Origin of the sequence: Nostoc sp. MG11, from assembly GCF_014904695.1 — a bacterium.
Taxonomy (GTDB): Bacteria; Cyanobacteriota; Cyanobacteriia; order Cyanobacteriales; family Nostocaceae; genus Komarekiella.
On sequence record NZ_JACXXN010000020.1, the window covers coordinates 15822 to 41761 of the forward strand.

General features: G+C 42.5%; 25 protein-coding genes, 1 tRNA gene and 1 pseudogene. 17 read left to right on the plus strand and 10 right to left on the minus strand.

The features are described 5' to 3' along the window. Window positions 1-21: 21 nt before the first annotated feature. From HCR01_RS23395 to HCR01_RS23405, 3 genes are all read right to left on the minus strand, one after another. Window positions 22-1092, minus strand: coding sequence for a PstS family phosphate ABC transporter substrate-binding protein (locus tag HCR01_RS23395; RefSeq protein ID WP_193198498.1), 1071 nt, complete (start codon window positions 1090-1092; stop codon window positions 22-24). Between the two features lie 96 nt (window positions 1093-1188). After that, on the minus strand, window positions 1189-2469 hold the full coding sequence (locus tag HCR01_RS23400; RefSeq protein WP_226889569.1) for a serine/threonine-protein kinase: 1281 nt from the start codon (window positions 2467-2469) through the stop codon (window positions 1189-1191). Window positions 2470-2888: 419 nt separating this feature from the next. Continuing rightward, entirely contained in the window at window positions 2889-3524 is a 636-nt protein-coding gene (locus HCR01_RS23405) for a J domain-containing protein (RefSeq protein ID WP_413773969.1), read from the minus strand. Here HCR01_RS23405 and HCR01_RS23410 point away from each other — a divergent pair. From HCR01_RS23410 to trxA, 5 genes are all read left to right on the plus strand, one after another. Then, complete coding sequence (locus HCR01_RS23410; RefSeq protein WP_193198499.1) at window positions 3523-4620, plus strand: tocopherol cyclase family protein; 1098 nt, start codon at window positions 3523-3525, stop codon at window positions 4618-4620. The genes HCR01_RS23405 and HCR01_RS23410 overlap by 2 nt on opposite strands. A 33-nt stretch (window positions 4621-4653) precedes the next feature. Then, window positions 4654-4727 (plus strand) — tRNA-Arg (locus tag HCR01_RS23415). Window positions 4728-4996: 269 nt separating this feature from the next. Then, window positions 4997-5524, plus strand: a complete 528-nt coding sequence (locus tag HCR01_RS23420) for a YdcF family protein (RefSeq protein ID WP_193198565.1) — start codon at window positions 4997-4999, stop codon at window positions 5522-5524. A 338-nt stretch (window positions 5525-5862) separates the two neighbouring features. Further along, a complete protein-coding gene (locus tag HCR01_RS23425) occupies window positions 5863-7026 on the plus strand; it encodes a GuaB3 family IMP dehydrogenase-related protein (RefSeq protein ID WP_193198500.1) in 1164 nt (387 codons plus the stop codon). A 333-nt stretch (window positions 7027-7359) separates the two neighbouring features. Further along, a complete protein-coding gene (gene trxA / locus HCR01_RS23430) occupies window positions 7360-7683 on the plus strand; it encodes a thioredoxin (RefSeq protein WP_162395912.1) in 324 nt (107 codons plus the stop codon). A 685-nt stretch (window positions 7684-8368) separates the two neighbouring features. On the opposite strand, the gene HCR01_RS23435 is transcribed toward trxA, so the two are convergent. The 4 genes from HCR01_RS23435 to HCR01_RS23450 form a co-directional block, all read right to left on the minus strand. Then, window positions 8369-9823 (minus strand): amidohydrolase, encoded by a 1455-nt coding sequence (locus HCR01_RS23435; protein WP_320073163.1) that lies wholly within the window; start codon window positions 9821-9823, stop codon window positions 8369-8371. A gap of 193 nt (window positions 9824-10016) precedes the next feature. Further along, window positions 10017-10577: a PEP-CTERM sorting domain-containing protein gene (locus HCR01_RS23440; protein ID WP_193198502.1), complete on the minus strand. Its 561-nt coding sequence runs from the start codon at window positions 10575-10577 to the stop codon at window positions 10017-10019. A gap of 422 nt (window positions 10578-10999) precedes the next feature. Further along, window positions 11000-11953: a heme o synthase gene (locus tag HCR01_RS23445; protein WP_193198503.1), complete on the minus strand. Its 954-nt coding sequence runs from the start codon at window positions 11951-11953 to the stop codon at window positions 11000-11002. Between the two features lie 269 nt (window positions 11954-12222). Next, window positions 12223-13140: a COX15/CtaA family protein gene (locus tag HCR01_RS23450; RefSeq protein WP_193198504.1), complete on the minus strand. Its 918-nt coding sequence runs from the start codon at window positions 13138-13140 to the stop codon at window positions 12223-12225. A gap of 481 nt (window positions 13141-13621) precedes the next feature. Between HCR01_RS23450 and HCR01_RS23455 the strand changes: the two genes are divergently transcribed. From HCR01_RS23455 to HCR01_RS23465, 3 genes are all read left to right on the plus strand, one after another. Next, window positions 13622-14716 carry a cytochrome c oxidase subunit II gene (locus tag HCR01_RS23455; protein WP_193198505.1) on the plus strand — a complete coding sequence of 365 codons (1095 nt, stop codon included), beginning with the start codon at window positions 13622-13624 and terminating at the stop codon, window positions 14714-14716. A 66-nt stretch (window positions 14717-14782) separates the two neighbouring features. After that, window positions 14783-16519 carry a cytochrome c oxidase subunit I gene (ctaD, locus tag HCR01_RS23460; RefSeq protein ID WP_193198506.1) on the plus strand — a complete coding sequence of 579 codons (1737 nt, stop codon included), beginning with the start codon at window positions 14783-14785 and terminating at the stop codon, window positions 16517-16519. A 92-nt stretch (window positions 16520-16611) separates the two neighbouring features. After that, window positions 16612-17238 carry a heme-copper oxidase subunit III gene (locus HCR01_RS23465; RefSeq protein WP_191755793.1) on the plus strand — a complete coding sequence of 209 codons (627 nt, stop codon included), beginning with the start codon at window positions 16612-16614 and terminating at the stop codon, window positions 17236-17238. A 178-nt stretch (window positions 17239-17416) separates the two neighbouring features. Here HCR01_RS23465 and HCR01_RS38985 read toward each other — a convergent pair whose 3' ends face one another. Together HCR01_RS38985 and HCR01_RS38990 are read right to left on the minus strand one after the other, a co-directional pair. After that, a complete protein-coding gene (locus tag HCR01_RS38985; protein ID WP_226889571.1) occupies window positions 17417-17626 on the minus strand; it encodes a hypothetical protein in 210 nt (69 codons plus the stop codon). Between the two features lie 48 nt (window positions 17627-17674). Beyond that, complete coding sequence (locus tag HCR01_RS38990) at window positions 17675-18049, minus strand: Uma2 family endonuclease (RefSeq protein ID WP_226889572.1); 375 nt, start codon at window positions 18047-18049, stop codon at window positions 17675-17677. 319 nt (window positions 18050-18368) lie between these two features. Here HCR01_RS38990 and HCR01_RS23475 point away from each other — a divergent pair, with 319 nt between their 5' ends. The 8 genes and pseudogenes from HCR01_RS23475 to HCR01_RS23510 all read left to right on the plus strand — a co-directional run bounded on the left by HCR01_RS23475 (window position 18369) and on the right by HCR01_RS23510 (window position 24644). Then, the gene (locus tag HCR01_RS23475) at window positions 18369-18602 is read left to right on the plus strand and encodes a hypothetical protein (protein WP_193198507.1); all 234 of its coding nucleotides are present in this window, start codon (window positions 18369-18371) and stop codon (window positions 18600-18602) included. A 9-nt stretch (window positions 18603-18611) separates the two neighbouring features. Then, a complete protein-coding gene (locus HCR01_RS23480) occupies window positions 18612-19091 on the plus strand; it encodes a hypothetical protein (protein ID WP_193198508.1) in 480 nt (159 codons plus the stop codon). A gap of 232 nt (window positions 19092-19323) precedes the next feature. Beyond that, the gene (gene ffh / locus HCR01_RS23485) at window positions 19324-20790 is read left to right on the plus strand and encodes a signal recognition particle protein (protein ID WP_193198509.1); all 1467 of its coding nucleotides are present in this window, start codon (window positions 19324-19326) and stop codon (window positions 20788-20790) included. 123 nt (window positions 20791-20913) lie between these two features. Further along, window positions 20914-21171 carry a 30S ribosomal protein S16 gene (gene rpsP / locus HCR01_RS23490; protein ID WP_162398688.1) on the plus strand — a complete coding sequence of 86 codons (258 nt, stop codon included), beginning with the start codon at window positions 20914-20916 and terminating at the stop codon, window positions 21169-21171. Then, on the plus strand, window positions 21137-21568 hold the full coding sequence (locus HCR01_RS23495; RefSeq protein ID WP_193198510.1) for a KH domain-containing protein: 432 nt from the start codon (window positions 21137-21139) through the stop codon (window positions 21566-21568). The genes rpsP and HCR01_RS23495 overlap by 35 nt, the downstream gene beginning before the upstream one ends. Before the next feature lie 257 nt (window positions 21569-21825). Then, window positions 21826-22779 carry a PhoH family protein gene (locus HCR01_RS23500; protein WP_193198511.1) on the plus strand — a complete coding sequence of 318 codons (954 nt, stop codon included), beginning with the start codon at window positions 21826-21828 and terminating at the stop codon, window positions 22777-22779. Window positions 22780-22877: 98 nt separating this feature from the next. Beyond that, window positions 22878-23282: a ChuX/HutX family heme-like substrate-binding protein gene (locus tag HCR01_RS23505; RefSeq protein ID WP_193198512.1), complete on the plus strand. Its 405-nt coding sequence runs from the start codon at window positions 22878-22880 to the stop codon at window positions 23280-23282. A 654-nt stretch (window positions 23283-23936) separates the two neighbouring features. Then, a pseudogene (locus HCR01_RS23510) lies at window positions 23937-24644 on the plus strand (transposase). Here HCR01_RS23510 and HCR01_RS23515 read toward each other — a convergent pair. Continuing rightward, on the minus strand, window positions 24600-24812 hold the full coding sequence (locus HCR01_RS23515; protein WP_193198571.1) for a hypothetical protein: 213 nt from the start codon (window positions 24810-24812) through the stop codon (window positions 24600-24602). The pseudogene HCR01_RS23510 and the gene HCR01_RS23515 overlap by 45 nt on opposite strands. A gap of 294 nt (window positions 24813-25106) precedes the next feature. Between HCR01_RS23515 and HCR01_RS23520 the strand changes: the two genes are divergently transcribed. Then, window positions 25107-25904, plus strand: coding sequence for a DUF6816 family protein (locus HCR01_RS23520; RefSeq protein WP_193198513.1), 798 nt, complete (start codon window positions 25107-25109; stop codon window positions 25902-25904). The last annotated feature ends 36 nt before the right edge of the window (window positions 25905-25940 follow it).

The following is a 25940-nucleotide window of genomic DNA, read 5'->3' on the forward strand; positions in this document are numbered from 1 at the left end:
TTAAACTATCTCCCAAATCTCCTAGCGAACCCCCACAAAACCTGCTTGCTTAATCGCCTTTTGTCCTTGGTTGGTTAATAAAAGATTGGCATAAGCCTCGCCAGCCTGCTGTTCCCGACCTTGGTTTTGCTTAATAATCACAAACAATTTAGCAGTAATTGGATAGCTACCATTTTTGATGGCTTCAGTATTTAGTTGGTTGCGCTGACGTGGACACTGCTCAGATGAGATTAAGGGTTCGCGGTAGGGGGAAATTAGCTGAGTAGAAGTGCGACCCACTGGTAGAGGCTTCACACTACACTGAGGTACTACCGCACGGGCAGAACCGTAATACACACCACCAGGGGTTTTACTGAGTTGACGAACTGCCTCTGTAGTGGAGTAGACATACTTGACATTGGGACTAAAGGCTTGCCCTTTCAAATCGCTGTTAGAGAATATTACTGTGTCTGCGTCTTCCGGTTTTTGCGAAAAAGGCGTGATGGGTATGTTTGGCCCGCCTACTTGTTGCCAGTTAGTAATTTGACCCAGATAAATCTGCTGCAACTGGTCAATAGTTAAACCCGGCACGTTAAGCGATGGATTAACAATTACAGCTACCCCATCAATGCCAACTTGGCGTTGCTCAAGTGTGAAGCCTACCTGTTTAGCTGCGGCTCGTTCTTCATCTGTGAGGGGACGGGAAGACTGAGCAAAGTCCAATTGCTCGTTCAGCAACATGCGAATACCTGAGCTAGAATTAGGGCTACCATCAGCAGATTGTACATAGCGCAATTGTAGTTCCGGGCGATCGCTCTGAATCTGAGAATCTACCAATTGGCGGATAGGTGCCCAAGTTGTACTACCACCATAGTTAAATGAGTTGGTTGGCACATTTGCAACTGTCTTAAATGTGGATGCATTACCAGAGGCAGTATTTAAACTTTGACTCGAAGATTCAGAACGGCTGCTAGTCAATAAGTTCGGCTTCAGTAACCACCAGAGTAGCCCACCAATAACCAAAAGTGTTAGTACTTTGCCAATAATCAAACCTTTAAGAAATAGTGCAATTTCTCCGTTAATTAAAGTTTTCCTTTGATTTGTATTATCCATATCAATAATTTTGTTTATTTTATTTATCCTACAGGAATATCTGAGTATTTAGGTTTAAAGCAAATCAATTAGAGCCAGTTGATAATATTTAGCAGTTCATTGACTCTTTCTAATATGGTGAGATTTAATTTGTTCCTTGGTAGTTGTCTCAGTACAATTACTTTTGCAGGCTCCTGACGTGGTTGATGATTTAGCTACTCGATCATCCACTTGAGCAAACGATGATTCACTAGATTTTTCTATAAAATTTTTGAATTGAGTAGGTCGGTTTGGAGGCGATGTACTAGTTTGCATAAATGTATAGATTAAAACTATTACAACTAGACTGGTGATAGTGCCAAGACCCATCCCTAACAGCAAAATAAAGTTTCTATAAGTTAGCAAATAATTATTATCAGCGTTTTCATCTTTACTAGTAGATTGTGAAGAAGGTGGTAATTCCATAGCAGAAATTAGCGCTTGCAAAGCTTCCGCCGCAGATTGATAGCGCTGGCTATAGCGTTCACGAACCATAGTATCTAATACATCTGCAAGAGCATGACTTACCTGTGCTTTGTTCCGCCAAATAACCTCTCCAGTATTGGGATCTTCTTGTAATTGGCTAGGCATTGAACCTGTCAAAGCTTGAATGCCAATCATACCTACTGCATAGATATCACTGCAAAGCTTTGGTTTTCCTTTAGCCTGTTCGCTGGGCATGTAGCCAGGAGTACCTACAGCAATTGTTAGACCTGCTCCCAGAGCACCGATTCTCTTGATGCTCCCAAAGTCAATTAACACAATTTTTTGATCAGAGTACCGCCGCATTAGATTTTGAGGCTTAATATCTCGATGAATGATATTGTTTTGGTGGACAAAGACTAAGACTTCCAGGATATCTTTCAATAAATTAAAGACTGTATTCTCACTAAGTGGCTGACCTGGTAAGATTTCCTGAGTCAAGTCATGACCACCAATGAATTCTTGAACTAGATAGAAATCTCCATCTTCATCAAAATGGGCAAATAGTCTAGGTATTTGGTCGTGGTCGTTGCCTAATTGATACAAAACTTCTGCCTCGCGAGCAAATAGGCTTCTAGCGATTGGTACAACAGCAGGATTAGGATCTTTAGGATGGAAATGTTTGACGACACAATGAGGTTTCCCTGGTAAATCTAAATCAACAGCTAAATAAGTATCACCAGAGCCTCCGCTCCCCAACAATGTAACAATCTCGAAGCGGTTCCGAAGTTTTTTTCTGAGGACAGAGTGCTTATGTATGTTACGTCGTGTCCCACCTAATAACAAGTAGGTATTGCCAGATCCTCCACTCCCCAACATTGTGACAGTCTCGTAGCGATTCCGAAGTTTTTTTCTGAGGAGAGGGTACTGACGCATGTGGCGGATCTTAACCTGCTAAATTACTGACCAATCAGAGTTTAGTTGAAGGTACGTACGAATTACCTACCATTTGGTTTACTGAGTTCGAGGCAGCAGTTTTCCCCAGCTTCGTATTTGCTTCTAGTAGTTCTGTGGTCAGCCTTTTAATAGTTTTATTTGATACTTTTGTAAGCATCATTTCGTGGATTTTATACAATTACTTTAGCAAAAATTAGACTTTAAGTAAATTTAACATTAGTCTCAGCATATACGGAGATATAACGGGTTTTAGATACAAAAGTGCTTTCTCCAGATACCCGACTTCTTGAAGGATGCAGCTGGGAATTAGGAGGTCTGACCCCCCTAATAGAGCTGAGGTAGGCAAGTAAGAAGATACTAGAATATTATTCAAGCTATGTGTCGCTACCTGAAGTGTTTCATCTCCAACGCCAATTTAGCCGCAGTAAAGTTTTAATTTTCTGACAGAATCTTTCTACCAGAGGTCTACGCTTTGATACAGTTCTAGGTGAGCGTGATGTAGGTGCATATCCTGGATTTCTTAACTCTAGTTCTAGCTGTGCGGCTTTACTTAAATCTGAAGTTGCTCTATATTCGTATCCCAGTTGAGAGCAAACTAATCCACGGTATTTGTATGCATCAATGTAGCGAGGATTAAGACGAATTGCGTGAGTAAAATCTGCGATCGCTTCTTCATATCTTCCACTAGTAACATTTTCCACTCCCCAATTATAAAAAGTTTCCGCATCCCAGCGATTGATAGATATTTTGGTGGGATTTGGGCGCGAAGATGGTTTTTCAGGGGTTGGAGGCTCTGATGGACGTTCAGATTTCAGCTTGTTATAAGCTACGTTGATTTGCTTGATTTTTTCCTCAGCTTCTTGCTTTTGCTCTTGATCAAAAAAGCGATCGGGATGCCAAATCTTCACCAGCTTACGATAAGCTCGTTTCACCTGTGCTGGCGATGCACCGAGTTCCAGCCCAAGAATTTCATAAGCATGATTGATATCGAGGTCATCGCGCATACTGAGAAATAGACAACTATGTAAATCCATGTTAACTATTCCCCTAAATCTCCTTCAATCAACACAAACGCCCCATTCTGGTTATCACTGGGATGATAGTAGTCGCCGCTTCTTTGAAGGCTGGTATTACCGCGTCACTTTGCCGGAAATTGGACAAACATTTGCCTTTATGTACTCCATCGAAGACCCCGTCGGCGGTAAACTCTACAGTGGTGGTGCAGCCCAAATCCTTGGCCCAGATGATGAGTATCTATGGCGTACTTTTCCTGATGTTACGAAATTTTGGGGTAGTCAGGATGTTCTAGGTTTAGGTCATTGGGGCAAAACCGATTTACACGTACCACCCCTCTACCTTCTGCCAGCAGAGTTTGAACGCCATGTTCAAGAAGGTTATCAAGCCACAGCTAGCTTAAATCAGGGAGCAATTCGCGATCCTGCTACTGGTAATTACTGCCGTTGGCAGTATGAAATTCAGCCAGTATATGCTTGGGGAAATAAAGATAGCATTCAGCAATCAACCGCTGGTTTGCTATCATTTTTGCCGATTTTTGAACCCGGATGGCAAATTTTGATGGCTCATGGTTTAGCTAGCGGCTGGATTGACTGGAATGGCAAAATCTACGAATTCACAAAAGCCCCAGCCTACGGCGAGAAGAATTGGGGTGGTGCTTTCCCTAAAAAATGGTTTTGGATAAATTGTAATTCTTTCGAGGGTGAAGCCGATTTGGCATTAACAGCTGGTGGGGGACGGCGTGGTGTGCTGTGGTGGATGGAATCTGTAGCGATGATTGGCTTGCATTATCAAGGTAAGTTTTATGAATTTGTTCCCTGGAACTCACAAGTAGATTGGCAAATTCAGCCTTGGGGTAGATGGCAAATGCAAGCCAAAAATTTAAATTACGAGATTGAGTTGACAGGAACCACGCATCTACCTGGTACATCCCTGCGTGCGCCGACAGCAGATGGCTTAAAATTTTGTTGCCGAGACACCATGCAAGGGCGGCTAAATCTAGAGTTGCGAGAATTAAACGGGGGAAAATCTAAAATTATCCTGAAAGCCCAAAGTTTTCTTTGTGGTTTAGAGGTAGGTGGCGGTTCTTGGGAAAATTCTTGGCAGTCTCGCTAAAACTACTGCTATCATTGTATATGCTTCGTAGTTGGGGCTGTAGCTCAGATGGATAGAGCGAGCGCCTCCTAAGCGCTAGGTCGTGCGTTCAAGTCGCACCAGTCCCGTCATTGAACCAACTAAATATATCAAGTGGTTGCATATCTTTTGCTGGATTGTCCGATAAAGGTTAGGATAATCCATCAATTAGAGGAAAAACTTCAAGCACGCTTAATCGCGCTGTAACAGGATTACCCCAATTTGGATTAGGGTATATTTTTGAGTAGTCTGCTACTCTACAATTGTTTTTCTTCTAATTAGAGAAAATTATGGACTCAGTAAACTAGGTTATCGAGCCTTGAATAAGCTATTGTTTACAGGTAAATCTTTTAGGTTTATAGCTCTTATCTTACCGCTAGCAATGTGGTGGGGATACAAAGAAGTACAAAACCAATTTGTACAACCGCAAGCAGTTTTAGTATTGGGTGGTTCAACGAGGCGCTTAGAGCGAGAGAAGTTTACAGCCCAATTTGCTCGCAAGCATCCAAATATACCAATTTGGATTACTGGAGGTAGCCCACCTAAATCTACTCAAAGAGTGTTTACTAAAGCTGGCATTGATCCCAAGCGTTTACACTTGGATTATCAAGCAGTGGATACAGTGACTAATTTTACTACGTTAGTAGATGATTTGCAAGCTCGTGGTATCAATAGCGTTTATTTGATTACTTCAGACTTTCATATGCGCCGGGCTTGTGTGATTGGCGAGATTATTTTGGGTAGTCGAGGTATTGAGTTAAAGCCAGTGCCAGTTCCTTCAGAAAAACCGCCTGAACCAATTGAAAAATCTATCCGCGATGGAGTTAGAGCCATAGTTTGGGTAGCAACTGGTTACACTGGTACTGATGAAGCTCAAAATAAATAATGAATCATCTTTTTGAATTGACATGAACGCAATTTGACCCAACTCAGGCAAATTAGGAAAATTAATTCAAAAATGATGGTATTAACTAAAGTAATAACTGACACATCAAACTAGAGGTCTGAAAAAAAGACCCAAACAGCAACTCTTCACTTACACAACATAAAAACTAATTAACAATGTTTTCTTATCTCTTCTCCTGAGTAAGTAGATGAAGTTCTAAGTGACAGTTTCTAACGCTCACAATTGTCTTTGCATTCTCTGTAGTTTGTGGAAAAAACTACCCCAATCCCTCCACAATTTGATACCCTAGCTTAAACAGATTTGAGAAAAATTAAAGCGTGGAAATTCAACTTGGGCGGGGAAAAACAGCTCGCAGAGCCTACGGAATAGATGAAATCGCTCTAGTCCCCGGTAACAGAACACTAGATCCGAGTTTGGCAGATACTAAGTGGCGTATTGGCAGTATTGAGCGAGAAATCCCGATAATTGCCAGTGCAATGGACGGCGTAGTAGATGTTCGTATGGCCGTACGTTTGTCACAGTTAGGAGCATTGGGAGTCCTCAATTTAGAAGGCATCCAAACTCGCTATGCTGATCCAGAGCCGATTTTAGATCGAATTGCCTCCGTGGGGAAAGATGAATTTGTTGCCCTGATGCAAGAACTCTATGCCGAACCAATCAAGCCGGAATTAATTGAACAACGGATTCAGGAAATTAAACAACAAGGTGGTATTGCAGCAGTGAGTACTACCCCAGCGGGCGCAAGCAAATATGGTGAAGTGGTGGCAAAAGCTGGGGCTGATTTATTTTTTGTGCAAGCTACGGTGGTTTCGACTGCACACCTATCGCCAGAGTCATTAGTACCGCTTGACTTGGCAGAATTTTGCCGTTCGATGCCTATCCCCGTAGTGTTGGGGAATTGTGTTACTTACGAAGTTACTTTGAATTTGTTGAAAGCTGGAGCAGCAGGGGTACTAGTGGGAATTGGCCCTGGCGCTGCTTGTACATCCCGTGGCGTGTTGGGTGTGGGTGTACCGCAGGCGAGTGCGATCGCCGATTGTGCCGCTGCACGAGATGATTACTACAAGGAGACTGGTAACTATATTCCCATCATTGCCGATGGCGGTTTAATCACTGGTGGCGACATTTGTAAGTGCATTGCTTGTGGTGCTGATGGTGTGATGATTGGTTCCCCCTTTGCTAGAGCCGCCGAAGCCCCAGGACGAGGTTATCATTGGGGTATGGCGACTCCCAGCCCTGTGTTGCCCCGTGGTACTCGCATTCGTGTTGCTACAACTGGTAGCCTAGAGCAAATACTCATCGGCCCAGCAGGACTAGATGATGGCACTCATAATCTTGTCGGAGCCTTAAAGACAAGTATGGGAACATTGGGAGCCAAAAACATTAAAGAAATGCAGCAAGTAGAAGTTGTAATTGCTCCTTCACTGTTAACCGAAGGTAAAGTCTACCAAAAAGCTCAACAATTAGGCATGGGTAAATAAATAGAGGGAATAGGTAATAGGGAATAGTAAAAAATAACAGACAATGCCCAATACCCCATGCCCACTTCTTAATTCTTTAAGAAATTTTTCCAGCCATCTTAAACAATTACTGGAAAAATCCCATATCTAGCCTACAATAGAAATAGCGGAGACGCATGTTTCCGTTCACTCCTCACACCACACTCCGCCCGGACTACTGTTCGGGCGGTTCCTTATGTTTATGAATAAATTCTAGAGCTTCTTTGTAAATGTATATCCTTTACTCCCAAGCAACTGTTTTTGCTATGGTAGAATTTTCACGAAGCTCAGATATAATTGGCGAAGGTTTTAGGCATGTCAGCAGCCGCACAAGTTACAGACTCTACTTTTAAGCAAGAAGTACTCGACAGCGATGTACCCGTATTAGTTGACTTTTGGGCCCCCTGGTGCGGCCCTTGCCGGATGGTAGCTCCTGTTGTCGATGAAATCTCTTCTCAGTATGAAGGTCAACTAAAGGTCGTGAAAGTCAACACTGACGAGAATCCTCAAGTTGCCAGTCAGTATGGTATCCGTAGTATTCCCACATTAATGATTTTTAAAGGGGGGCAAAAAGTAGATATGGTGGTCGGCGCCGTACCTAAAACTACACTAGCTAGTACTTTGGAAAAGTATCTTTGAAACTCAATCGGCAACAAAATTCTTTTGAGTTGTTCATTTGCTTTAGCTTTAGGTGAATATTTGTAAATATGTTTTAGAGACGCGAACTTCGCGTCTCCATAAAACTTTTTACTTCAAATAGTAAGAAAACTATTACTAAACCTGTACTCAGGTTAGTGATGATATGAATTGTGAGACAAAAACTAGATGTTCTCACAAATTTTTTATGCGTAGCAAGAATAACCAAGAGGACAGTTGAGTTTTGTGAAGATGATAGAACTAAGTACCATATATTTGCCCTGCAACTATACTCCTAATCAGGTTCAAGATACTATTGTGGGTTTGGTTTTAACTATCAGGACAATTATTAATTTACCCGTTCATCAGTTGTCTCAAGACATTTTCATTCATTCATAGCGTGTGGCAGCATCCTCAGTGCGGCTGCTTATAAACGGGATAGCAACCTAGATAGTTAAATTGAAATAGAATTTAGATTAAAATCCTCAGTGCGGCTGCTTATAAACGGGATAGCAACAACGTTTTAGTTGTTAATAAACCCCATGCAACTTGAAGATTGTTAGTCATAATAATACAGTTATTTATAATTTTCCGAGTAAGTCTATTTATTCGACTCTAGCTAACTTTTCTTTATAGACAATATTTTCACTGCCCTGAGTTTAACCCAGAGCAGTTTAGATTTGTCTTTTTAATTAGAAGGTCGGAACTCAGCTTTGATATTCTCGGCAATTGAAGTAGCTTCACGGCGAATACGTTCCGGGTCAACCGTGAGCATCTCGCGTTTATGCATTAGAACTCGCCCATTAACAATGACTGTATCAACATCTTGAGCATCGGCTGCATAAACCAAATGCGAAATGACATCGTAAAGCGGGAGCATATGAGGTTCTTCGAGATGGACTTGAATTAGGTCTGCCTGAAGTCCCACCTTTATTGCGCCGATTTTATCTGATAGACCAAGTGCTTCTGCGCCGCCAAGTGTTGCCATACGCAAAACTATCTTAGCAGGGACAGCAGTGGGGTCAAGGGTTGTGCCTTTATGGATGAGAGCAGTCAGACGGATTGCGTTCCACATATCAAGAACATTGTTCGATGCAGCTCCATCTGTACCCAAACCGACCTTAATTCCCGCTTTCAGCATCGCCGGAACTGGTGCAAAGCCAGAAGCCAACTTCAAATTTGAGTCAGGATTGTGGATCACACCAACACCGCGTTTCGCCAAAAGTTCAATTTCACTAGGGTTAGGCCAGACAACGTGCGCGGCAAAAACTCGCGGGTCTAGGAAGCCGAGATTTTCCAGGTGTTGTACCGGGGTTGCGTTATAACGCTGCTGGATGTCTTTAACTTCGGTTTGTGTCTCTGCTAGGTGAATCGTAAGTGGCACATCATAATGGCGTGCAGCCCGAATAGCTTGGACAAGATGCTCTGGTGAAACGGTGTAGGGAGCGTGTGGAGCAATGGCTGGTGTAATACGCGGGTTCTTATCCTTCCAGCGTTTGACAAAATCCACTGATGCGGCAAATGCATCATCCCATCCTTTGAAACCAGGACTGGGAAAATCTATTGATGACCCTGTAATAATAGCCCGCAAGCCACATTCATCAACCACTTTGGCAGCGACATCTGATTTGAAATACATATCAACAAACGTCGTTGTACCACCGCGTATCATCTCCCAGCAAGCAAGCTGCTCACCAACACGGACAAAATTTTCATCAACGAACTTTGCTTCTGCTGGAAAGATATAATTTTGCAGCCAATCTTCTAGCGCTAAGTCATCTGCAAGACCGCGAAACAGAACCATTGCCGAGTGAGAGTGACCATTGATAAGACCTGGCATCAGCACCATATCTTTACCTGGCAATGTTCTGTTAGCTCTGTAAGATGCCATGATTTTGTCTTGTGTATCCACCGCAACAATTTTGCCATCCTTAATAGCGATCGCGCCATTAGCGATAACAGGTTGTGCTTCGTTCATAGTCACGACGAAATCACTGCTGACTATTAGTTGTACGTTCTGCTTTCCTTGAATGCCTAGATTGTAGTTACTTTGAGCAATAACTATCTGACCAAAAAAGACAACAAACATCGTACAAACGAAAAAAACTAACAGCCTATAATATTTTGTTAGCTGGCGTTTCACATTATTATCCTTGACGAGATTTTTACTTGTAGCTTTATTATTCGTTTAATTGCTACCAATTCCACAATTTTTAATTGTGGCTTATTCTTTCTGAACTCAGATAATTAATCAAAAGTTGATACTTTTGATTAGCTCAGGATAGATATAAATAGTTGATCTTAATTGGCAGCTATGTTTGTAATCAGCCTAGTGATTAAACTTTGGTTTGAGCATTAACTTGCTTACGCTTTATTAACCAGCCAATACCGCCAGCAACTACTGTCCCACCCGTTGTAAGCGGTTCTGGAACTGGGGTTGTACTTGTCACATTAATCAAGCCATTATTTTGATCTATTGTTCCCTTGGTAGGATTTCTCAAACTAAGGCTTGAACCAACATTTCCGAACAGATAATAGTCTGTATTTTGGGCCTTATCCTGACCTACATCAAAAAAACCAAATAAATACTTAGTAGTAGTATCGTAGCTGAAGTCCAAAAAATCATAAGTAATACTCCCATTGATAATCGGAGCAAAACTATTTAATAATTTTTTACTTGGTTCAAAGAAATCAACTTTAATCGACTGAAGTTTTGATTCATCAATAGTTGCATAATCTTGAGTTTCATCGTAGGCAAACGTGCCTCTAGCTGAATACCCAGTATCACCAGTCCAGTCAAAGTTGAGTGTAACTGCTCCTGCTGGAACAGCTTCTAGTACACCCAAACTCATCGATACCGCAGCAATAGCGATACTTAGCTTTTGAGTTAATTTCATCAGAAGAGTTGTTCCAATTTTAATTGGATAATGAAGTGTGTTAACTCGGACGTCAACGATTAACAGATTACTACACCAACTCTCATTTGAAAAATTATTAGATGAGTTTATTTAACCTTTCTTATTACTCTGAAGAAATAATAATCGCAACTAAATTCTGAGATTTTTATCTAATTAAGGTTTAAGGTTTTATTGTTTAACAGTAAGTAAAATTTTTAATCAAAAACTGAAAAGCGAATGCTCGCTGGAATTTATAACTACGAACTTCAGAAGGCGTAAATTTTTCCTCGATTTAGTCAGCCCTTAATATTACCATAAATTTTTTTTTGCAATATGTCTAATAAAAAATTTTGATATTTAAATTTTTGAAATGCGATCGCGCCCTCAAAATTTGGCAACGCGATCACAAAATTGTACATTTCCTAACCAATAAAATGCAGTTGATTAATCACTGCACTAATTAGATGATGAGTAATAGGAAGACTATCCACTACCATACCTAGGCACAACAGCATCATGTAGGAAATGGAATAGAGAAACAACTCTTTAGCGACAGTGCGATCCTCTGGATTCTGCAACAACTGCCAAGATTTGTAGATAAATAATCCTCCCAGACTTAGGGCGATCGCAGCATAGAGAATTCCACTTGCCCCCAAGGGATAAACTAACAACAGCGTTGCAGCTACCGTGACCAAGGTGTAATACCAAATCTGCCGTACTGTTGCCGTATCGCCTACAACCACTGGTAGCATTGGTATCCCAACTTTTGCGTAGTCGTCCCGGATCATCAAAGCTAGCGCCCAGAAGTGGGGCGGTGTCCATAAAAAGACAATCGCAAAAATTAACCATGCTGACCAGCTTAAAGTGCCTGTGACAGCAGCCCATCCGACTAATGCCGGAATTGCTCCAGCTGCTCCACCGACAACGATATTCTGGGTACTGTGGCGTTTTAGCCAGTGGGTATAGACCAAAATATAAAAGACGATGCCAGAGAATGCTAGCAGGGCGGCTAAGAGGTTGGCAAACACTGCTAGTAGTGTGAAGGAAATCGTAGCCAGTGCGATCGCAAAAATTAGAGCATCACGTGGCTGTACCTTACCGGAAGGCAGAGGACGATGGCGCGTTCGCTCCATTTCATAATCAATATCCCGGTCATAGATACAGTTAATCGTCTGGGCGCTTGCAGCAGCCAAAGTGCCACCAGTCAGAGTTACTAGCAACAACAATGGGTCTACTTCTCCCTTAGCAGCAATCCACATACTCCCAGCAGTAGTAATCAAAAGCAACGGGATAATCCGAGGCTTTGTTAACTGGTAGTAGCTTTGAATTACTTGTAGAAAGGTTCCGTGGTGGCGAGAGACATTAGTCTCAATCATGTTGGCTCTAGTCCTTATTTTTCAACAACTTATATGCAGCCCCCGCTCAAGCTGGCTCTTTGAGTCAAACGAAAACTATAGATTTTCCACATCTGCGTGGGTCGCAATACTCGCCGTTGCAGCTTCCATCATTAATTAGTGCTGAGTTCTGAAGCGCGGTAGCGGGGCGTTTAGCCCGTGCTAAGTGGAGAGTCAGTATTTATTCTCCCCCTGCTCCCCTACTCTCCCTACTCCCTCATCTCCCCCATTTCCTACTCAGTACTCAGCACTCAGTACTCAGCACTGACTGAGTCACGCAGCGCTAGAACTGTGAAGACCACCAGAGTGCCCAGTAACGAGGCTCCAACAGTTTGGTGAGAGACGGTGAGAGGCTCGACTTGCAGATGTAATCGGAAAGTAGCAAATCCCAACAAGATTTGTAAGCTCAACAATCCACCAGCCATGTTTGCGAGTCGCCGTAAAGCTGGATGTAGTGCCGGTGTACGCCAACAGATAAATACCATTGCCAAGATTACCACCGTTGGTGGCATCAAACCAGCAATATGGCTGTACATCACAGTACAAAGTTGAGAACCACCAAAGCATTGGTGTACTGCCCAGCGAGATCCTACTAAAGCACCTAGTAGACTTTGCAGGTAGACAAAAACAGTAGCTATTAAACCTACCCAAGGCAATTTACCAGCAGTTCCAGTGCCCTGGTAAGGTGTGAGTGCCGTGCCAATTATCAACAGGGTAGTAAAAAACAACAGTGCCATTCCTAAGTGAGCGGTAACAATATCAAACCGCAACAGTTCGGTAACGGTGAGTCCTCCTAAAATGCCTTGGAAGACGATTAAAAACAGGGCAAACGTTGATGCCCAAGGCAGCCAGACGGGTAAGAAACGACGATGCCACCAGGATAAACCACAGAGTGCGATCGCGCTTACACCAATCAAAGCTGCATCCAACCTGTGAAACCACTCCAAGAACACTTGGAGATTCATTTGCTTGGCTGGCACTAGTTCGCCGTAGCACAAGGGCCAGTCTGGGCAAGCAAGTCCAGCATTCATCACGCGGGTGGCACTGCCTATTGCCATCAAAATTAAGGTGGCTATGCATATTTTCCACACCAAGCGACGAATCACTTCCTTGGGCTTTTGCCGCTCAGCTGCCGCTTCATTTTGTTGTTGTAGGACAAATTCGCTCATGAAGGATACCTTCTGCCCGCTCTTGGTAGTAGCTCTCTCAAAATTCTCAATTTTCAATACCGAACGGACACTTTGCAAAAGCGGGGGGAACTCCCCAAAGTTCTGTACGGAGGAAACCTCCGCTCAGACCTTTCTCCACAAGCAAGTGTCCTCCCTATCTCTACCCTAGCGTATAGGCCAGGGTTTATAAATTGGCTTTTACTTATACTTTGAATCACTCTAGCTACTTTTAGCTATAAGCTTTAGGTATTTTTCAAGTTGTGAGAAATTGATTAATGGCAATTATTTTAATATTCTGAATTTTCCACTGAATTTTTATCTCTGTTCCGCAGTATCCAATAAACCCCTTGTACCCAAAATTAGTAAAATAGTCAAAAAAATTAATGAAAATTTCAGACCTTCGGTCCCCATGTCTGGCAGCCTAGACTACCTTAGTAAGTGAGCAGCTTGAAGATAACGTAGTAAATTCAATTAGTAAGCCGTGAAGATTCCAAGTTCCATCTGGACATTACTCATTGGCATCGTGCTAACGCTAGTCAGCCTTTGGTACGGTCAAAATCATGGTCTGTTGCCAGTAGCAGCAACGGATGAAGCCGTCTTAGTAGATGGTCTGTTCAATACGATGATGATCGTTTCTACAGGTATATTTCTGCTCGTCGAAGGTATTTTGATTTACTCCGCATTTAAATATCGTCGGCGGGCAGGTGACAATGAAGACGGCCCACCAGTTGAAGGGAATGTGCCTCTAGAAATTCTCTGGACGGCGATCCCAGCAATTATCGTGCTCGGCATTTCTGTTTACAGTTTTGATGTATACAACGAGATCGGTGGCTTTGATCCCCATGCTATCCATGAAGCCCCGATGTCTCAGGAATCGATGACAATGCCTGGGGCGGCAATTGCAGCAACTTTGAACGATACGCCTCCTAGCATAGAACCCAACCTCAATCAAGAAAAATCTGATGAGGCGATGCAAGACCCAGCTACCGCAGCAATTCGCAATGCTGACCAAATTCCCCAAAAGCGTGATGCTCCTGGCGTAGGCAGCGTTGCTCCCACCATTGGAGGCAGTCCTGATAAAGCAGGACAATCACCAGAATTGCGGGTCAACGTCACTGGTTTACAATACGCCTGGATTTTTACCTATCCTGAAACTGGCATAACTACAGGTGAAATGCACGTTCCCATTGGGAAAGAGGTGCAAATCAATATGACAGCCAACGATGTCATCCATGCATTCTGGGTTCCAGAGTTCCGCTTGAAACAAGATGCGATCCCCGGTAGGCAGAGCGAGATTCGCTTTACGCCCAAAAAAGCAGGCGATTATGCCCTAATCTGTGCTGAACTTTGTGGCCCCTACCACGGTGCAATGAGAGCATCAGTAATAGTTGAGACGCAGGAAGCGTTTGACAAATGGGTACAAGAGCAGCTAGTTGCTAGCAAAGAAACGCTAAATCAAGCCGTTGCCGTTAACCCGGCGAATTTATCCCCAAATGAATTTCTCGCTCCTTACACCAAGGACATGGGAATTCAGCCAGAAATTATCAATCAAATTCACCCTGCTCATCATCATTAGTTTAGTCATTGGTCATTAGTGAATGACCAATAACTAATGACAACTGACAACTGACAAAGGACTCCTATGACACAAGCTCAGTTGCAAGAAACTGCCAATATCCCTGCTCTTAATGAGGAGCCAGGGATTAGAAAATGGCAAGACTACTTTGGTTTCAATACCGACCATAAGGTAATTGGGATTCAATATCTGGTAACAACGTTCGTTTTCTACTGTATTGGTGGTGTTTTAGCTGACTTAGTTCGCACAGAATTGCGAACGCCAGAAGTAGATTTTGTGACGCCGGAAGTTTACAACAGCTTATTTACGCTGCACGCCACAATCATGATTTTCTTGTGGATTGTGCCAGCTGGTGCGGGTTTTGCTAACTTCTTGATCCCCTTGATGATTGGGGCAAAGGATATGGCATTCCCACGTCTCAATGCTGTTGCCTTTTGGATGATTCCGCCTGCTGGTTTATTGCTGATCGCTAGTTTGGTGGTAGGCGATGCACCCGATGCAGGTTGGACTTCCTACCCTCCTTTAAGCCTGGTAACAGGTCAAGTAGGTGAAGGAATTTGGATTATGAGCGTCCTTCTCCTAGGTACATCATCGATTCTGGGGGCAATCAATTTCCTGGTGACTTTGCTCAGAATGCGTATCCCAGGTATGGGAGTCCATCAGATGCCTTTGTTCTGCTGGGCAATGTTTGCTACCTCGGCACTGACTCTGGTATCTACGCCAGTACTAGCAGCAGGTTTAATTTTGCTGGCTTTTGACTTATTGGCAGGAACAACATTTTTTAACCCAACTGGGGGTGGCGATCCAGTTGTTTACCAGCATATGTTCTGGTTTTATTCGCACCCAGCAGTTTACATCATGATTTTGCCCTTTTTTGGGGCAATTTCTGAGGTGATCCCAGTACATTCTCGCAAGCCCATTTTTGGCTATAAAGCGATCGCCTACTCCTCTCTTGCTATCAGCTTTTTAGGGCTGATCGTCTGGGCGCACCACATGTTTACCAGCGGTATCCCCGGTTGGTTACGGATGTTTTTTATGATCACCACTATGATCATTGCCGTTCCCACCGGAATCAAAATTTTCAGCTGGTTAGCAACTATGTGGGGTGGAAAAATCCGGCTCAACAGTGCCATGCTCTTTGCAATGGGCTTTGTTGGCACTTTTGTGATTGGCGGGATCAGTGGCGTGATGTTGGCGGCGGTACCATTTGATATTCACGTTCACGATACCTATTTTGTAGTAGCACACTTGCACTACGTCCTTTTTGGTGGTAGTGTTCTCGGCATTTATTCAGCGATCTACCACTGGTTCCCGAAAATGACGGGGCGAATGCTAAACGAGTTTTGGGGTAAAGTGCATTTTGCCTTGACAATAGTTGGTCTAAACATGGCCTTCTTACCCATGCACAAGTTAGGAATGATGGGTATGAACCGCCGCGTTGCCCAATATGACCCCAAATTTACGTCTCTCAACGAAATTTGCACCTATGGTGCTTATATACTGGCAATTTCGACATTTCCCTTCATTATCAATGCGATTTGGAGTTGGTTGTACGGAGAGAAAGCTAGTAATAATCCCTGGAGAGCACTAACCTTAGAGTGGATGACTACATCACCACCAGCGATCGAGAATTTCGACAAACTCCCAGTATTAGCCACAGGGCCTTACGACTACGGCTTGGAAAACGCTAAAGAAGGTGTACCCTTGTCTGACCCCAATCCAGTCCTGTCTGGCGGCCCGAACTCGGTGTTAAGAGCAGAACCCGACCCAGCGGTTGCTGCAAATCCCGAAGACCGCAAATAATACTGATGGGTTAGGAGTTATGAGTCTAATGAAGTTGTTAGTTCAAAACTCCTGACCCTGACTCCTGACTTGTCCTCTAGGCATTAAGATTCATGCAAAGTCAAACTATTGACCCAGCTAAAACTGAATTAAATCATCACCACGCAGCGGAAGCGGTAGATGCTCATCACGAAGAACATCCAGACCATCGCCTGTTTGGGCTAATTGTCTTCTTGATTGCGGAGGGGATGATTTTTATGGGGTTGTTCGGAGCCTACCTGGCTTTCCGTTCTACTATACCTGTGTGGCCTCCAGCAGGTACACCAGAGTTAGAACTATTGCTACCCGGTGTTAACACCGTTAATCTGATTGCTAGCAGTTTTGTGATGCACAATGCCGATACTGCAATTAAAAAGAATGATACGCGGGGTATGCGAACTTGGTTGGCAATTACTGCGGCGATGGGTGCTATTTTCTTGGTGGGACAAGTATATGAGTATACCCATTTAGAATTTGGTCTGACTACTAACTTGTTTGCTAGTGCATTTTACGTTTTGACTGGCTTCCACGGATTGCACGTTACTATCGGCGTTTTGGCGATTGTTGCCGTATTGTGGCGATCGCGCGTTAAGGGTCACTATAGTAGCGAAAAACACTTTGGTATCGAAGCTGCCGAAATTTATTGGCACTTTGTTGACGTGATTTGGATTATTCTGTTCGGATTGCTGTATCTACTGTAAGTATCTAATTATTTAGTGTTCATTCCACGCGAATAACTTAACAAGCCCCCTTTTGGGGGTTTTTTCGCGATCACACTTTTCAGATACCCGATTTCTTGTTTTTATAACTTGCTGGACGCAAGCAAGCATCTACTTGATACTCTATGTGCCGGATTTGAAAAAATTGGCATAACTCATTTTACTGAATTTGGCTTTTAACCCATTTACGAAATTCCCTCACCAAATCTAAATAATCCTTTTGCCCCACTTGTTGTGAAAAATTAGAGATTTCTGAAATAGGCAAATTTGGAAATGATAAACTTTGCTCAACAGCTATATATTTCTTATCCTGTAAAATATTTATACTAAAATAACTGCCATCGTATCGCCAGATTTCAGGTACACCCATATCAGCATAAACTTCAAAACGATTCTTAGAACTACTAGTAATATCAATTTATATTACTAAATCAGGTGGCGGATCTTGCTGCAAATTGATTCTTTTTTTGCCTCTTATTACATTGATATTTTCAATGTAAAAACATTCATCTGGTTCAGCTCCACTAAGTTCTGGACGTTTAAAAGTAGTAGAACCAAGAGGTTCAATTCTAACTTCTAATTCTTCAGCTATGGTTTCGACAAATCGACCCAGAATTTTTTTGTAACTTTCATATTCAGGTGAGGGAACCATGATTTCTAGAGTACCGCGATTGTAAGTAAGTCGGAGACGGCGACTAGCATTAAGCTCAGTGAGTAAGTTCTCATAAGTTTGCCAACTGATACCTGAGAGGTGAATGATTTCTGCGGGTTCAATCAGAGTGTTGCTAATCATCGCGATATGTGATGTATGCTCTCGCTGTACAATAGCTGTTCTTACTTTCACTGTACTTTATAGCTTTTAGTCTCAGCTTGTGGATAGGTGCAACTATTCGCAAGTCATTACAGGCTTTACAGGCTTGGCGAACACTCATAGTAAATCCTTGATCCATCAATTAGCATCCTATCTCGCTCTTTCAAGCTTTGCCGCATAAAAGTATGGTAAAAGTATGTATATTGTATGGGTGTATTGGATATAATATAGCTAGGGAGCAATCCCGAATGTCTACAAAATTTGATCTAATGCTCTCCCATGAGGCATTTAGGAGTAACGTATGATGTCTACAGACAAAGAAAAATCTTCTCTTCAAAAGATAACCGTCAATCTTCCTCCAGAAACCATTGCGGTTCTTAAACGACTTGCTGATCAACAAGGGATTACAGCTACAGCTGCCTTACGTAAAGCAATTGCAACAGAGGACTTTTTAAGAAGAGAAGCTGTTAACAAAGAAGCAAAAGTCCTTATTCAAGAACCAAATGGTACAACCAAGCAAGTGGTTTTTATTTAGGTAAACTTTGTGGTTCCGAATCCAGGTGATTTAAATGAAAATTCAGGTACGAGTGCAGACTGTGGTTCTACCAATGTGCCAGATTTAGATTCAGTTACAAAAACTGAAGACAGACAAAGTGATTATCGTTCTCCCGAAACTAAAGTTTTCGATGGAGAACGCTGGCGAGAAAGCACTCGTACTTTTCTCTCTCTTGCACTATTACTAAGTATATGTCTAACCCAAATTTTAGTTTTAGCTTTCGTTTCTGCTCCTCTTTTACTTCCTTTCGTAGTGCCAGGTGAAAAGAGTAAAGAGCCAAATGAGGATAAAAACGTAGTTAAATTGGGTGATTCGGCCTTCATTTATGTTGTCAAAAATGAAGAAGAAGGAAAGGCCAGTAAAGAACTTATCACTTTAATTTGGACTTCTCAAGTTACTTTAATTGGTAGTGCTCTCGGTTTCTATTTTGCGGCTAACAGAGACAATAATAGTTCTAAGACTAAATGACTTAACATCATCGATGATGCAAACGATGAGATTGTAGAGATAAAGCTCTCAGCAATTAAAATCGATACGCAAAGGACGGTACATACATAAATAGAGATAAGTATCCAGTTGCTACACTCGGAGTAAAAACTACTAAGCTGGTAAATAGCACGTTTGAACTCTACCGGAAATTCTGAATCGCATTTATCTGTGATTCAGACTTTCTCACTGGCTAACTACCTGTAACTGAATTATGTTTGATGCACTATCTGACCGTTTAGAAGCCGCCTGGAAGAAACTACGGGGACAGGACAAAATTTCTCAATCCAACATTCAAGACGCTTTGCGGGAAGTGCGCCGCGCCTTGTTGGAAGCAGATGTCAATCTCCAGGTAGTCAAAGATTTTATTACCGAAGTTGAAACCAAGGCACAGGGAGCCGAAGTAATCTCTGGCGTGCGACCTGACCAACAATTCATCAAAATCGTTCATGATGAACTGGTGCAAGTAATGGGGGAAGAGAATGTCCCCCTAGCACAAGCAGAGGAGCAACCCACTGTTGTGCTGATGGCTGGTTTACAGGGTACTGGTAAGACCACGGCTACCGCCAAGTTAGCCTTGCATCTGCGTAAACTGGATCGTAGTTGCTTATTGGTGGCAACAGACGTGTATCGTCCAGCAGCTATTGATCAGTTGGTGACATTAGGTAAGCAAATTGACGTGCCAGTATTTGAACTGGGAAGCGATGCTGACCCAGTAGAGATTGCTCGACAAGGTGTTGAGCGCGGCAGAGCAGAAGGCGTCAACACAGTAATTATAGATACCGCTGGTCGCCTGCAAATTGACGAAGACATGATGGCGGAATTAGCCAGCATCAAAGAAACCGTCCAACCCCACGAAACCCTGTTAGTAGTGGACTCTATGACAGGTCAAGAAGCAGCCAATCTTACCCGCACATTTCACGAGCAAATAGGAATTACTGGGGCGATTCTCACCAAGCTAGATGGTGATAGCCGTGGTGGTGCAGCGCTATCAGTGCGTAAAATTTCGGGAGCGCCAATTAAATTTGTGGGCGTGGGTGAGAAAGTCGAAGCACTGCAACCGTTTTACCCCGATCGCATGGCGTCGCGGATTCTGGGAATGGGCGATGTTTTGACTCTGGTAGAAAAAGCTCAAGAAGAGATTGACCTAGCAGATGCCGAACAAATGCAGGAAAAAATCCTGTCAGCAAAATTTGACTTTACCGACTTTCTTAAGCAGTTGCGCTTGCTAAAGAATATGGGATCGCTGGGAGGCATCATGAAGATGATCCCAGGGATGAACAAGCTGTCAGATGACCAACTCAAGCAGGGAGAAACCCAGCTTAAGCGTTGTGAAGCGATGATTAATTCCATGACTCGCCAAGAACGCCAAGACCCTGATTTATTGTCGAGTTCTCCTAGTCGCAGACGGCGGATTGCTTCCGGTTCTGGTTATAAAGAAGCGGATGTCAGCAAACTCGTGGCTGATTTCCAAAAAATGCGATCGCTCATGCAGCAAATGGGTCAAGGTGGCTTTCCTGGAATGCCAGGAATGTTTGGCGGTGGCGGTATGAGCAACGCCTTCGCAGGAGGCGCAGGCAATCGCCCACCTGCCCCAGGATGGCGCGGTTACAATACTGGTGCAGCAGGCACGAAAAAGAAAAAGAAAGACAAAAAGAAAAAAGGCTTTGGCAATCTTTAGTCATTAGTCATCGACTTTGGACAAAGGACAAATAGCAGTGAATGCTAGGCAAGTGCTAAAATTAGCATTTCAACATCAACTAGATGCTAACTAAATTACCAATAGGAGAATGATTCTTTAACCATGATCAAACTACGCTTGAAGCGATACGGTAAAAAACGGGAAGCAAGTTACCGCATTATCGCCATTAACAGTCTCGCACGCCGCGATGGTCGTCCCTTAGAAGAGTTGGGATTCTACAATCCCAGAACCGATGAAGTGCGATTAGACGTTCCCGGAATCGTCAAGCGACTCCAACAAGGCGCTCAACCCACTGACACCGTCCGTCGCATCCTAGTAAAAGCTAATGTTTTTGAACAGGTCAGTGCTACCGCATCCTAACGTCGGAACACAATCCCCAACAGATAGTCCCAACTACGTTGGACTAGTACGCTTCTTGATGCAGCCGTTTTTAGAATCTCCAAAGACTTTAAGCGTCGATTGTGAAATTTCTCACACCCTCAAACGGGCTTGGGTTCGCATTGCTTTTGATAGCACAGATAAAGGAAAAGTTTTTGGTCGAGGGGGACGCAATATTCAGGCGATTCGTACAGTAATTGCCGCAGCCGCAGAACTTGCTGGACAGTCAGTATACCTGGACATTTACGGCAGTACTACTCCTGGTCGGGAGGGTATGTCTTTTGATGAAGACCAGGAAGACCGATCGCCACCGCTAAAAACGAGAGAAGAACGTGGAAACGGGCCTAGTAGACCTGTTGTTAAACCCCGTTCTCGCTAGGTTAAAAATGCAAAAGAAGTCTGAGCGGTTGCGGATATTTCTCAGAACTTCTAAAGGTTTGAAAGCATTTTTAGATCAAACCTACACCAGGTAGAGGCGCAATTAATAGCGTCTCTATTTTTCCTAGTATACTAAGGAAATTATAATTTATACTAGTATAAATTGACTACAAAAGTTAAGTAAAAACGCGCTTGTGCGCCATATCGGAAAGATATTCACCTTTGTCAAGAAATACAGCCAACGAATTAAAAAATACTATGGCAGATGCCTTAACAATTCAGCTGCCTAACATTCCCAGTGCGATCGCTCTAGCGGGAGATGGAGAAGAAAATCTGAAAATGCTATCTCGGCAAACGGGAGCCAGCTTAGTACTACGCGGTCAAGAATTACTCATTTCAGGTAGCCAAAAGCAAATTGATTTGGCTTCTGAATTAGTGCGATCGCTTAAAGATATCTGGGTCAAAGGCAATACGATCTCCAGTGCTGATATTTTAACAGCCCGTCAAGCTTTAGATAGCGATCGGCAAGAAGAACTACAAGAGTTACAGCGAGATGTCCTTGCCAAAACTCGCCGAGGTGAAGAAGTTCGTGCCAAAACCTTTCGCCAACGTCAATATATCGACGCCATACGTAAGCGCGACCTTACATTTGGCGTTGGGCCCGCCGGTACTGGTAAGACATACCTTGCTGTTGTTGTCGCCGTGCAAGCACTCTTAGCCAATCAATTTGAAAAGCTAATTTTAACTCGTCCTGCCGTCGAAGCTGGTGAAAAACTCGGTTTTTTGCCTGGAGACTTGCAGCAGAAAGTTAATCCTTATCTGCGTCCACTATATGACGCCATCAATGAATTCATCGATCCTGAAAAAATCCCTAATTTAATAGAACGCGGTGTAATTGAAGTTGCACCACTCGCCTATATGCGGGGACGCACCCTTAATAATGCTTTTGTGATTGTGGATGAAGCTCAAAATACTACACCCGCCCAGATGAAAATGGTTTTGACTCGTTTGGGTTTCCGTTCTCGAATGGTGATTACGGGTGACATGACACAAACCGATTTGCCACTTCATCAGCAATCAGGCTTAGTAGTAGCTTTACAAATATTAAAACACGTTGAAGGCATTACCTTTTGCGAATTTTCTCAAAAAGATGTCGTACGTCATCCTTTAGTTCAGCGTATTGTTGCTGCTTATGAACAGTACGAAAAATAGATATTTAGTCATTGGTCATTGGTCATTGGTCATTGGTCATTGGTCATTAGTAAAAAACTAACAACCGACAATCTACAAACAACAAAGGACAACTAGTTATGAGCAATACTTTGAAAGAATTTTTAGAAGCTTGTGAAAATCTTGGGACTTTACGTCTAATTGTCACCAGCAGCGCCGCTGTGTTAGAAGCACGAGGTAAAGTAGAAAAGTTATTTTATGCAGAGTTGCCTAAAGGTAAATATGCGAATATGCACACCGAAGGCTTTGAGTTTCACTTGAATATGGATAGAATTACCCAAGTGAAATTTGAAACAGGTGAAGCGAAAAGGGGGAACTTTACAACTTATGCCATTCGGTTTTTAGATGATAAACAAGAACCTGCTTTAAGCCTATTTTTGCAATGGGGTAAACCAGGAGAATATGAACCAGGTCAGGTTGAAGCTTGGCAAGCTTTACAAGAGCAGTATGGGGAAGTTTGGCAACCTTTACCAGCAGAAATTTAATGTAAGTAAGTTAGTAATTGGAAAAACTAAGTATTCATTACCAATTATATAGATCAATATCCTACTGATAAATTCCTTGCCTACAAAAAATGCAATTACTCGAATTCTTCATCTGCGATCGCTCTTGGGATGTTGGGAACCTGGTTTACTCCCCAATCTTCGGGATAAATTCCTTGTTTTACAAATCGATTAAAGCTAGAAAATTTCCAATTTTTCGAGGAATCGCACAAACCATGTTTGACGGAATTGTAATGAATATAACTACAATGCGCTTGGAAATCTTCCTCATCACGAATTAAATATTCCCAAAATCTCCTTTGCTATAGATTGCTTTCTTGACGCTTTTGCCGTGATTTGCTAATCGGATATTCTAAAGCGAGTTTATCCTCACAATGTTTTGTGACAAAGGTTTTAATCAGTCGCCAACGTGTGGAAAAATCGCGATCACCATTGGATAAAGTCCAAATACAATGTAAATGTTCGGGTAAAAGAATAAAAGCATCTATTTCACAATACCGTTGCCAAAATAAGAGGATGAAGAGGCGTAGTAGAGTTATTGTCTCTCACAACGACAACTCAAAAACCACTCCCCGCCCATGCCCGACATCTTAATCACTTTTACAAAGCCTGTTACCGCAGATAAACGCTACAACAATGCGGCAATTGAACCAGATAATCCTGGCAATGTTAGCAATGAGCAGTCGAGTCACCATTTTGGGAATCTCCCGTTGGACGGGCATTGGTGGTAGTTATCGGACAATGTTGAGATTCTTTCATACAGTAATACCTTGGGCAACGTTGTTTTAGCTGTTTTTTCGTAAACATTTATGGCGAAAGAATGAAGTATATTTGCTTGCCGGAGATGAAGTTGTAGTCAGCAAATCGGGTAAACAGACTTATGGGTTGGATAGATTCTTTTTAGCCTCGTAAATCAACCTATATCGGGGCTATCTTTTTTTGTTTTGTCGTTAGTAAGTGTTGAGCAAAGGCAGTCATTTCCGATTCAAATAGAACAAGTAATCAAGAGTGATACTAAAACAAATATCAAGTTGTCAAGCGAAAAAGTAAAAATCGAAGAAAAACGTGGACGTGGACGACCAAAAGGGAGTAAAAACAAAAACAAAACAGATAGCATTTTTTATGGTTAATTTATCTCATCATCTTCTTGCTGATTTTCGCCTCCTTAATCCTGGCTCAGGCATTATTGACCTTAAGGCTTATTATTGTGGCTTTCGATATATCCATGAAATCTTAAAAATGCTTCCAGAAATTCCTGAGCCTATTTTATTAACTTAGATTTTTGCCAAGCTTACTTCTCTAGGACGTATTCATCCCGGTTCTACGAGCGTTGAACCCTCGTAATTTGATAACGGTATTGATTTCAAAAGGGTACTTTTTGCGTACCTTCTCAATTCCTTCTCGAAGACTGGAACGAGCAATATCATCACACAACCAAGGAGAACGTTTGTAGGTGACAAGCGTAAAAAAGTATGTACCACCTGAAACTCTAAATCTTCTATATTCAGGCATATTTTGAAAAAATTATATTATTCTCCATCAAGATAACCCTGTAGGGTGTGTGACGGCTACGATTAATTGTGAAGCGCAACAAAATAAATCACTTTTGCGGTCACGCACCAATTTATGATGGAAGCAATTATAAAGTATGGTGTAAGATATGGTGCGTTACGCTACGCTAACAGTACCCTACAAAATTTAAGATTGTGCGATTTTACTTACCTTTAAACTAAGCTTCCAAATGTCATTATTATCCTGTAAATGATTTTTTCCTAATAAAAAATAAACTTAAACAAAAAACGGCTAATGCTTGCAATAAGGACAATTTGGAGTTTTTGCTTGGTTATTTTGTTCCTACTGTGGAGTGGCGAAGCTATTGCAGGAGAGCTGTCAGAACGGTTAGCAAATTTTCCTCGGTGGGAAAAATTAACTTCAGTAAAACGGGCTGTGGGAGACTTAGTTTACCCTGAATGGATGGCTGGTTATTGGCAGGTTACAAGTACCTTAGTGGATTTAGTAGCGCCTTTAGCACCAGATATCGTAACACCTGGGTTTGAAGGTAATCGCCGACAACTAAATCGGCCTGTGAGTTTTCTAGTACGCTTTATTAGAGAGCAATCGCATATTACTGGCTTAAAATTCCTCCCACGGATAGATAACAAATCATCAATTTTGGTAGCAGATAGAGCATTTAATAGCCTGAATTTGGCACGGGCTGATTTAGGAGATGATGCTGTGCTATCAGTCAAGGTAGATCCAAATTCGCCTAATCGTCAGATTACATTTTTGCGAGGAGAACGCCAACTAGTTTCTATCGTCACTGCACGCGCCACAGAAACTATACTCAATGACAAGTTCATCACCACAGAAGTATTTCAACAACTGTTTAAAGGTGGTTCACGCCCCTATTTCAATTCTGTAGAATCTACCACCGCCTACCACAAGCTTCCTACATCTAATCCAGCAATTGAAGCAGATCAAGTTACTGCTGTCTACCTTTCACCTCAAGATCCAGATTACTTTGCGGCAGGTTCTCGACCAGTTGCACTTTATCGTTATCGCCTAGAATTTTTCCCCGCACAATTACCTACTTCTAAAGAGTGATTTAGAAATTTCGCTGTTGACTACAATGTATTACAC

Coding starts and splice junctions, on each gene's coding strand:
- HCR01_RS23395 (WP_193198498.1), bottom strand. CDS start 1,092: ATGGATAATACAAATCAAAGGAAAACTTTAATTAACGGAGAAATTGCA.
- HCR01_RS23400 (WP_226889569.1), bottom strand. CDS start 2,469: ATGCGTCAGTACCCTCTCCTCAGAAAAAAACTTCGGAATCGCTACGAG.
- HCR01_RS23410 (WP_193198499.1), top strand. CDS start 3,523: ATGTTAACTATTCCCCTAAATCTCCTTCAATCAACACAAACGCCCCAT.
- HCR01_RS23405 (WP_413773969.1), bottom strand. CDS start 3,524: ATGGATTTACATAGTTGTCTATTTCTCAGTATGCGCGATGACCTCGAT.
- trxA (WP_162395912.1), top strand. CDS start 7,360: ATGTCAGCAGCCGCACAAGTTACAGACTCTACTTTTAAGCAAGAAGTA.
- HCR01_RS23440 (WP_193198502.1), bottom strand. CDS start 10,577: ATGAAATTAACTCAAAAGCTAAGTATCGCTATTGCTGCGGTATCGATG.
- HCR01_RS23445 (WP_193198503.1), bottom strand. CDS start 11,953: ATGATTGAGACTAATGTCTCTCGCCACCACGGAACCTTTCTACAAGTA.
- HCR01_RS23450 (WP_193198504.1), bottom strand. CDS start 13,140: ATGAGCGAATTTGTCCTACAACAACAAAATGAAGCGGCAGCTGAGCGG.
- ctaD (WP_193198506.1), top strand. CDS start 14,783: ATGACACAAGCTCAGTTGCAAGAAACTGCCAATATCCCTGCTCTTAAT.
- HCR01_RS23465 (WP_191755793.1), top strand. CDS start 16,612: ATGCAAAGTCAAACTATTGACCCAGCTAAAACTGAATTAAATCATCAC.
- HCR01_RS38985 (WP_226889571.1), bottom strand. CDS start 17,626: ATGGGTGTACCTGAAATCTGGCGATACGATGGCAGTTATTTTAGTATA.
- HCR01_RS38990 (WP_226889572.1), bottom strand. CDS start 18,049: ATGATTAGCAACACTCTGATTGAACCCGCAGAAATCATTCACCTCTCA.
- HCR01_RS23475 (WP_193198507.1), top strand. CDS start 18,369: ATGATGTCTACAGACAAAGAAAAATCTTCTCTTCAAAAGATAACCGTC.
- ffh (WP_193198509.1), top strand. CDS start 19,324: ATGTTTGATGCACTATCTGACCGTTTAGAAGCCGCCTGGAAGAAACTA.
- rpsP (WP_162398688.1), top strand. CDS start 20,914: ATGATCAAACTACGCTTGAAGCGATACGGTAAAAAACGGGAAGCAAGT.
- HCR01_RS23495 (WP_193198510.1), top strand. CDS start 21,137: ATGTTTTTGAACAGGTCAGTGCTACCGCATCCTAACGTCGGAACACAA.
- HCR01_RS23500 (WP_193198511.1), top strand. CDS start 21,826: ATGGCAGATGCCTTAACAATTCAGCTGCCTAACATTCCCAGTGCGATC.
- HCR01_RS23505 (WP_193198512.1), top strand. CDS start 22,878: ATGAGCAATACTTTGAAAGAATTTTTAGAAGCTTGTGAAAATCTTGGG.
- HCR01_RS23515 (WP_193198571.1), bottom strand. CDS start 24,812: ATGCCTGAATATAGAAGATTTAGAGTTTCAGGTGGTACATACTTTTTT.
- HCR01_RS23520 (WP_193198513.1), top strand. CDS start 25,107: ATGCTTGCAATAAGGACAATTTGGAGTTTTTGCTTGGTTATTTTGTTC.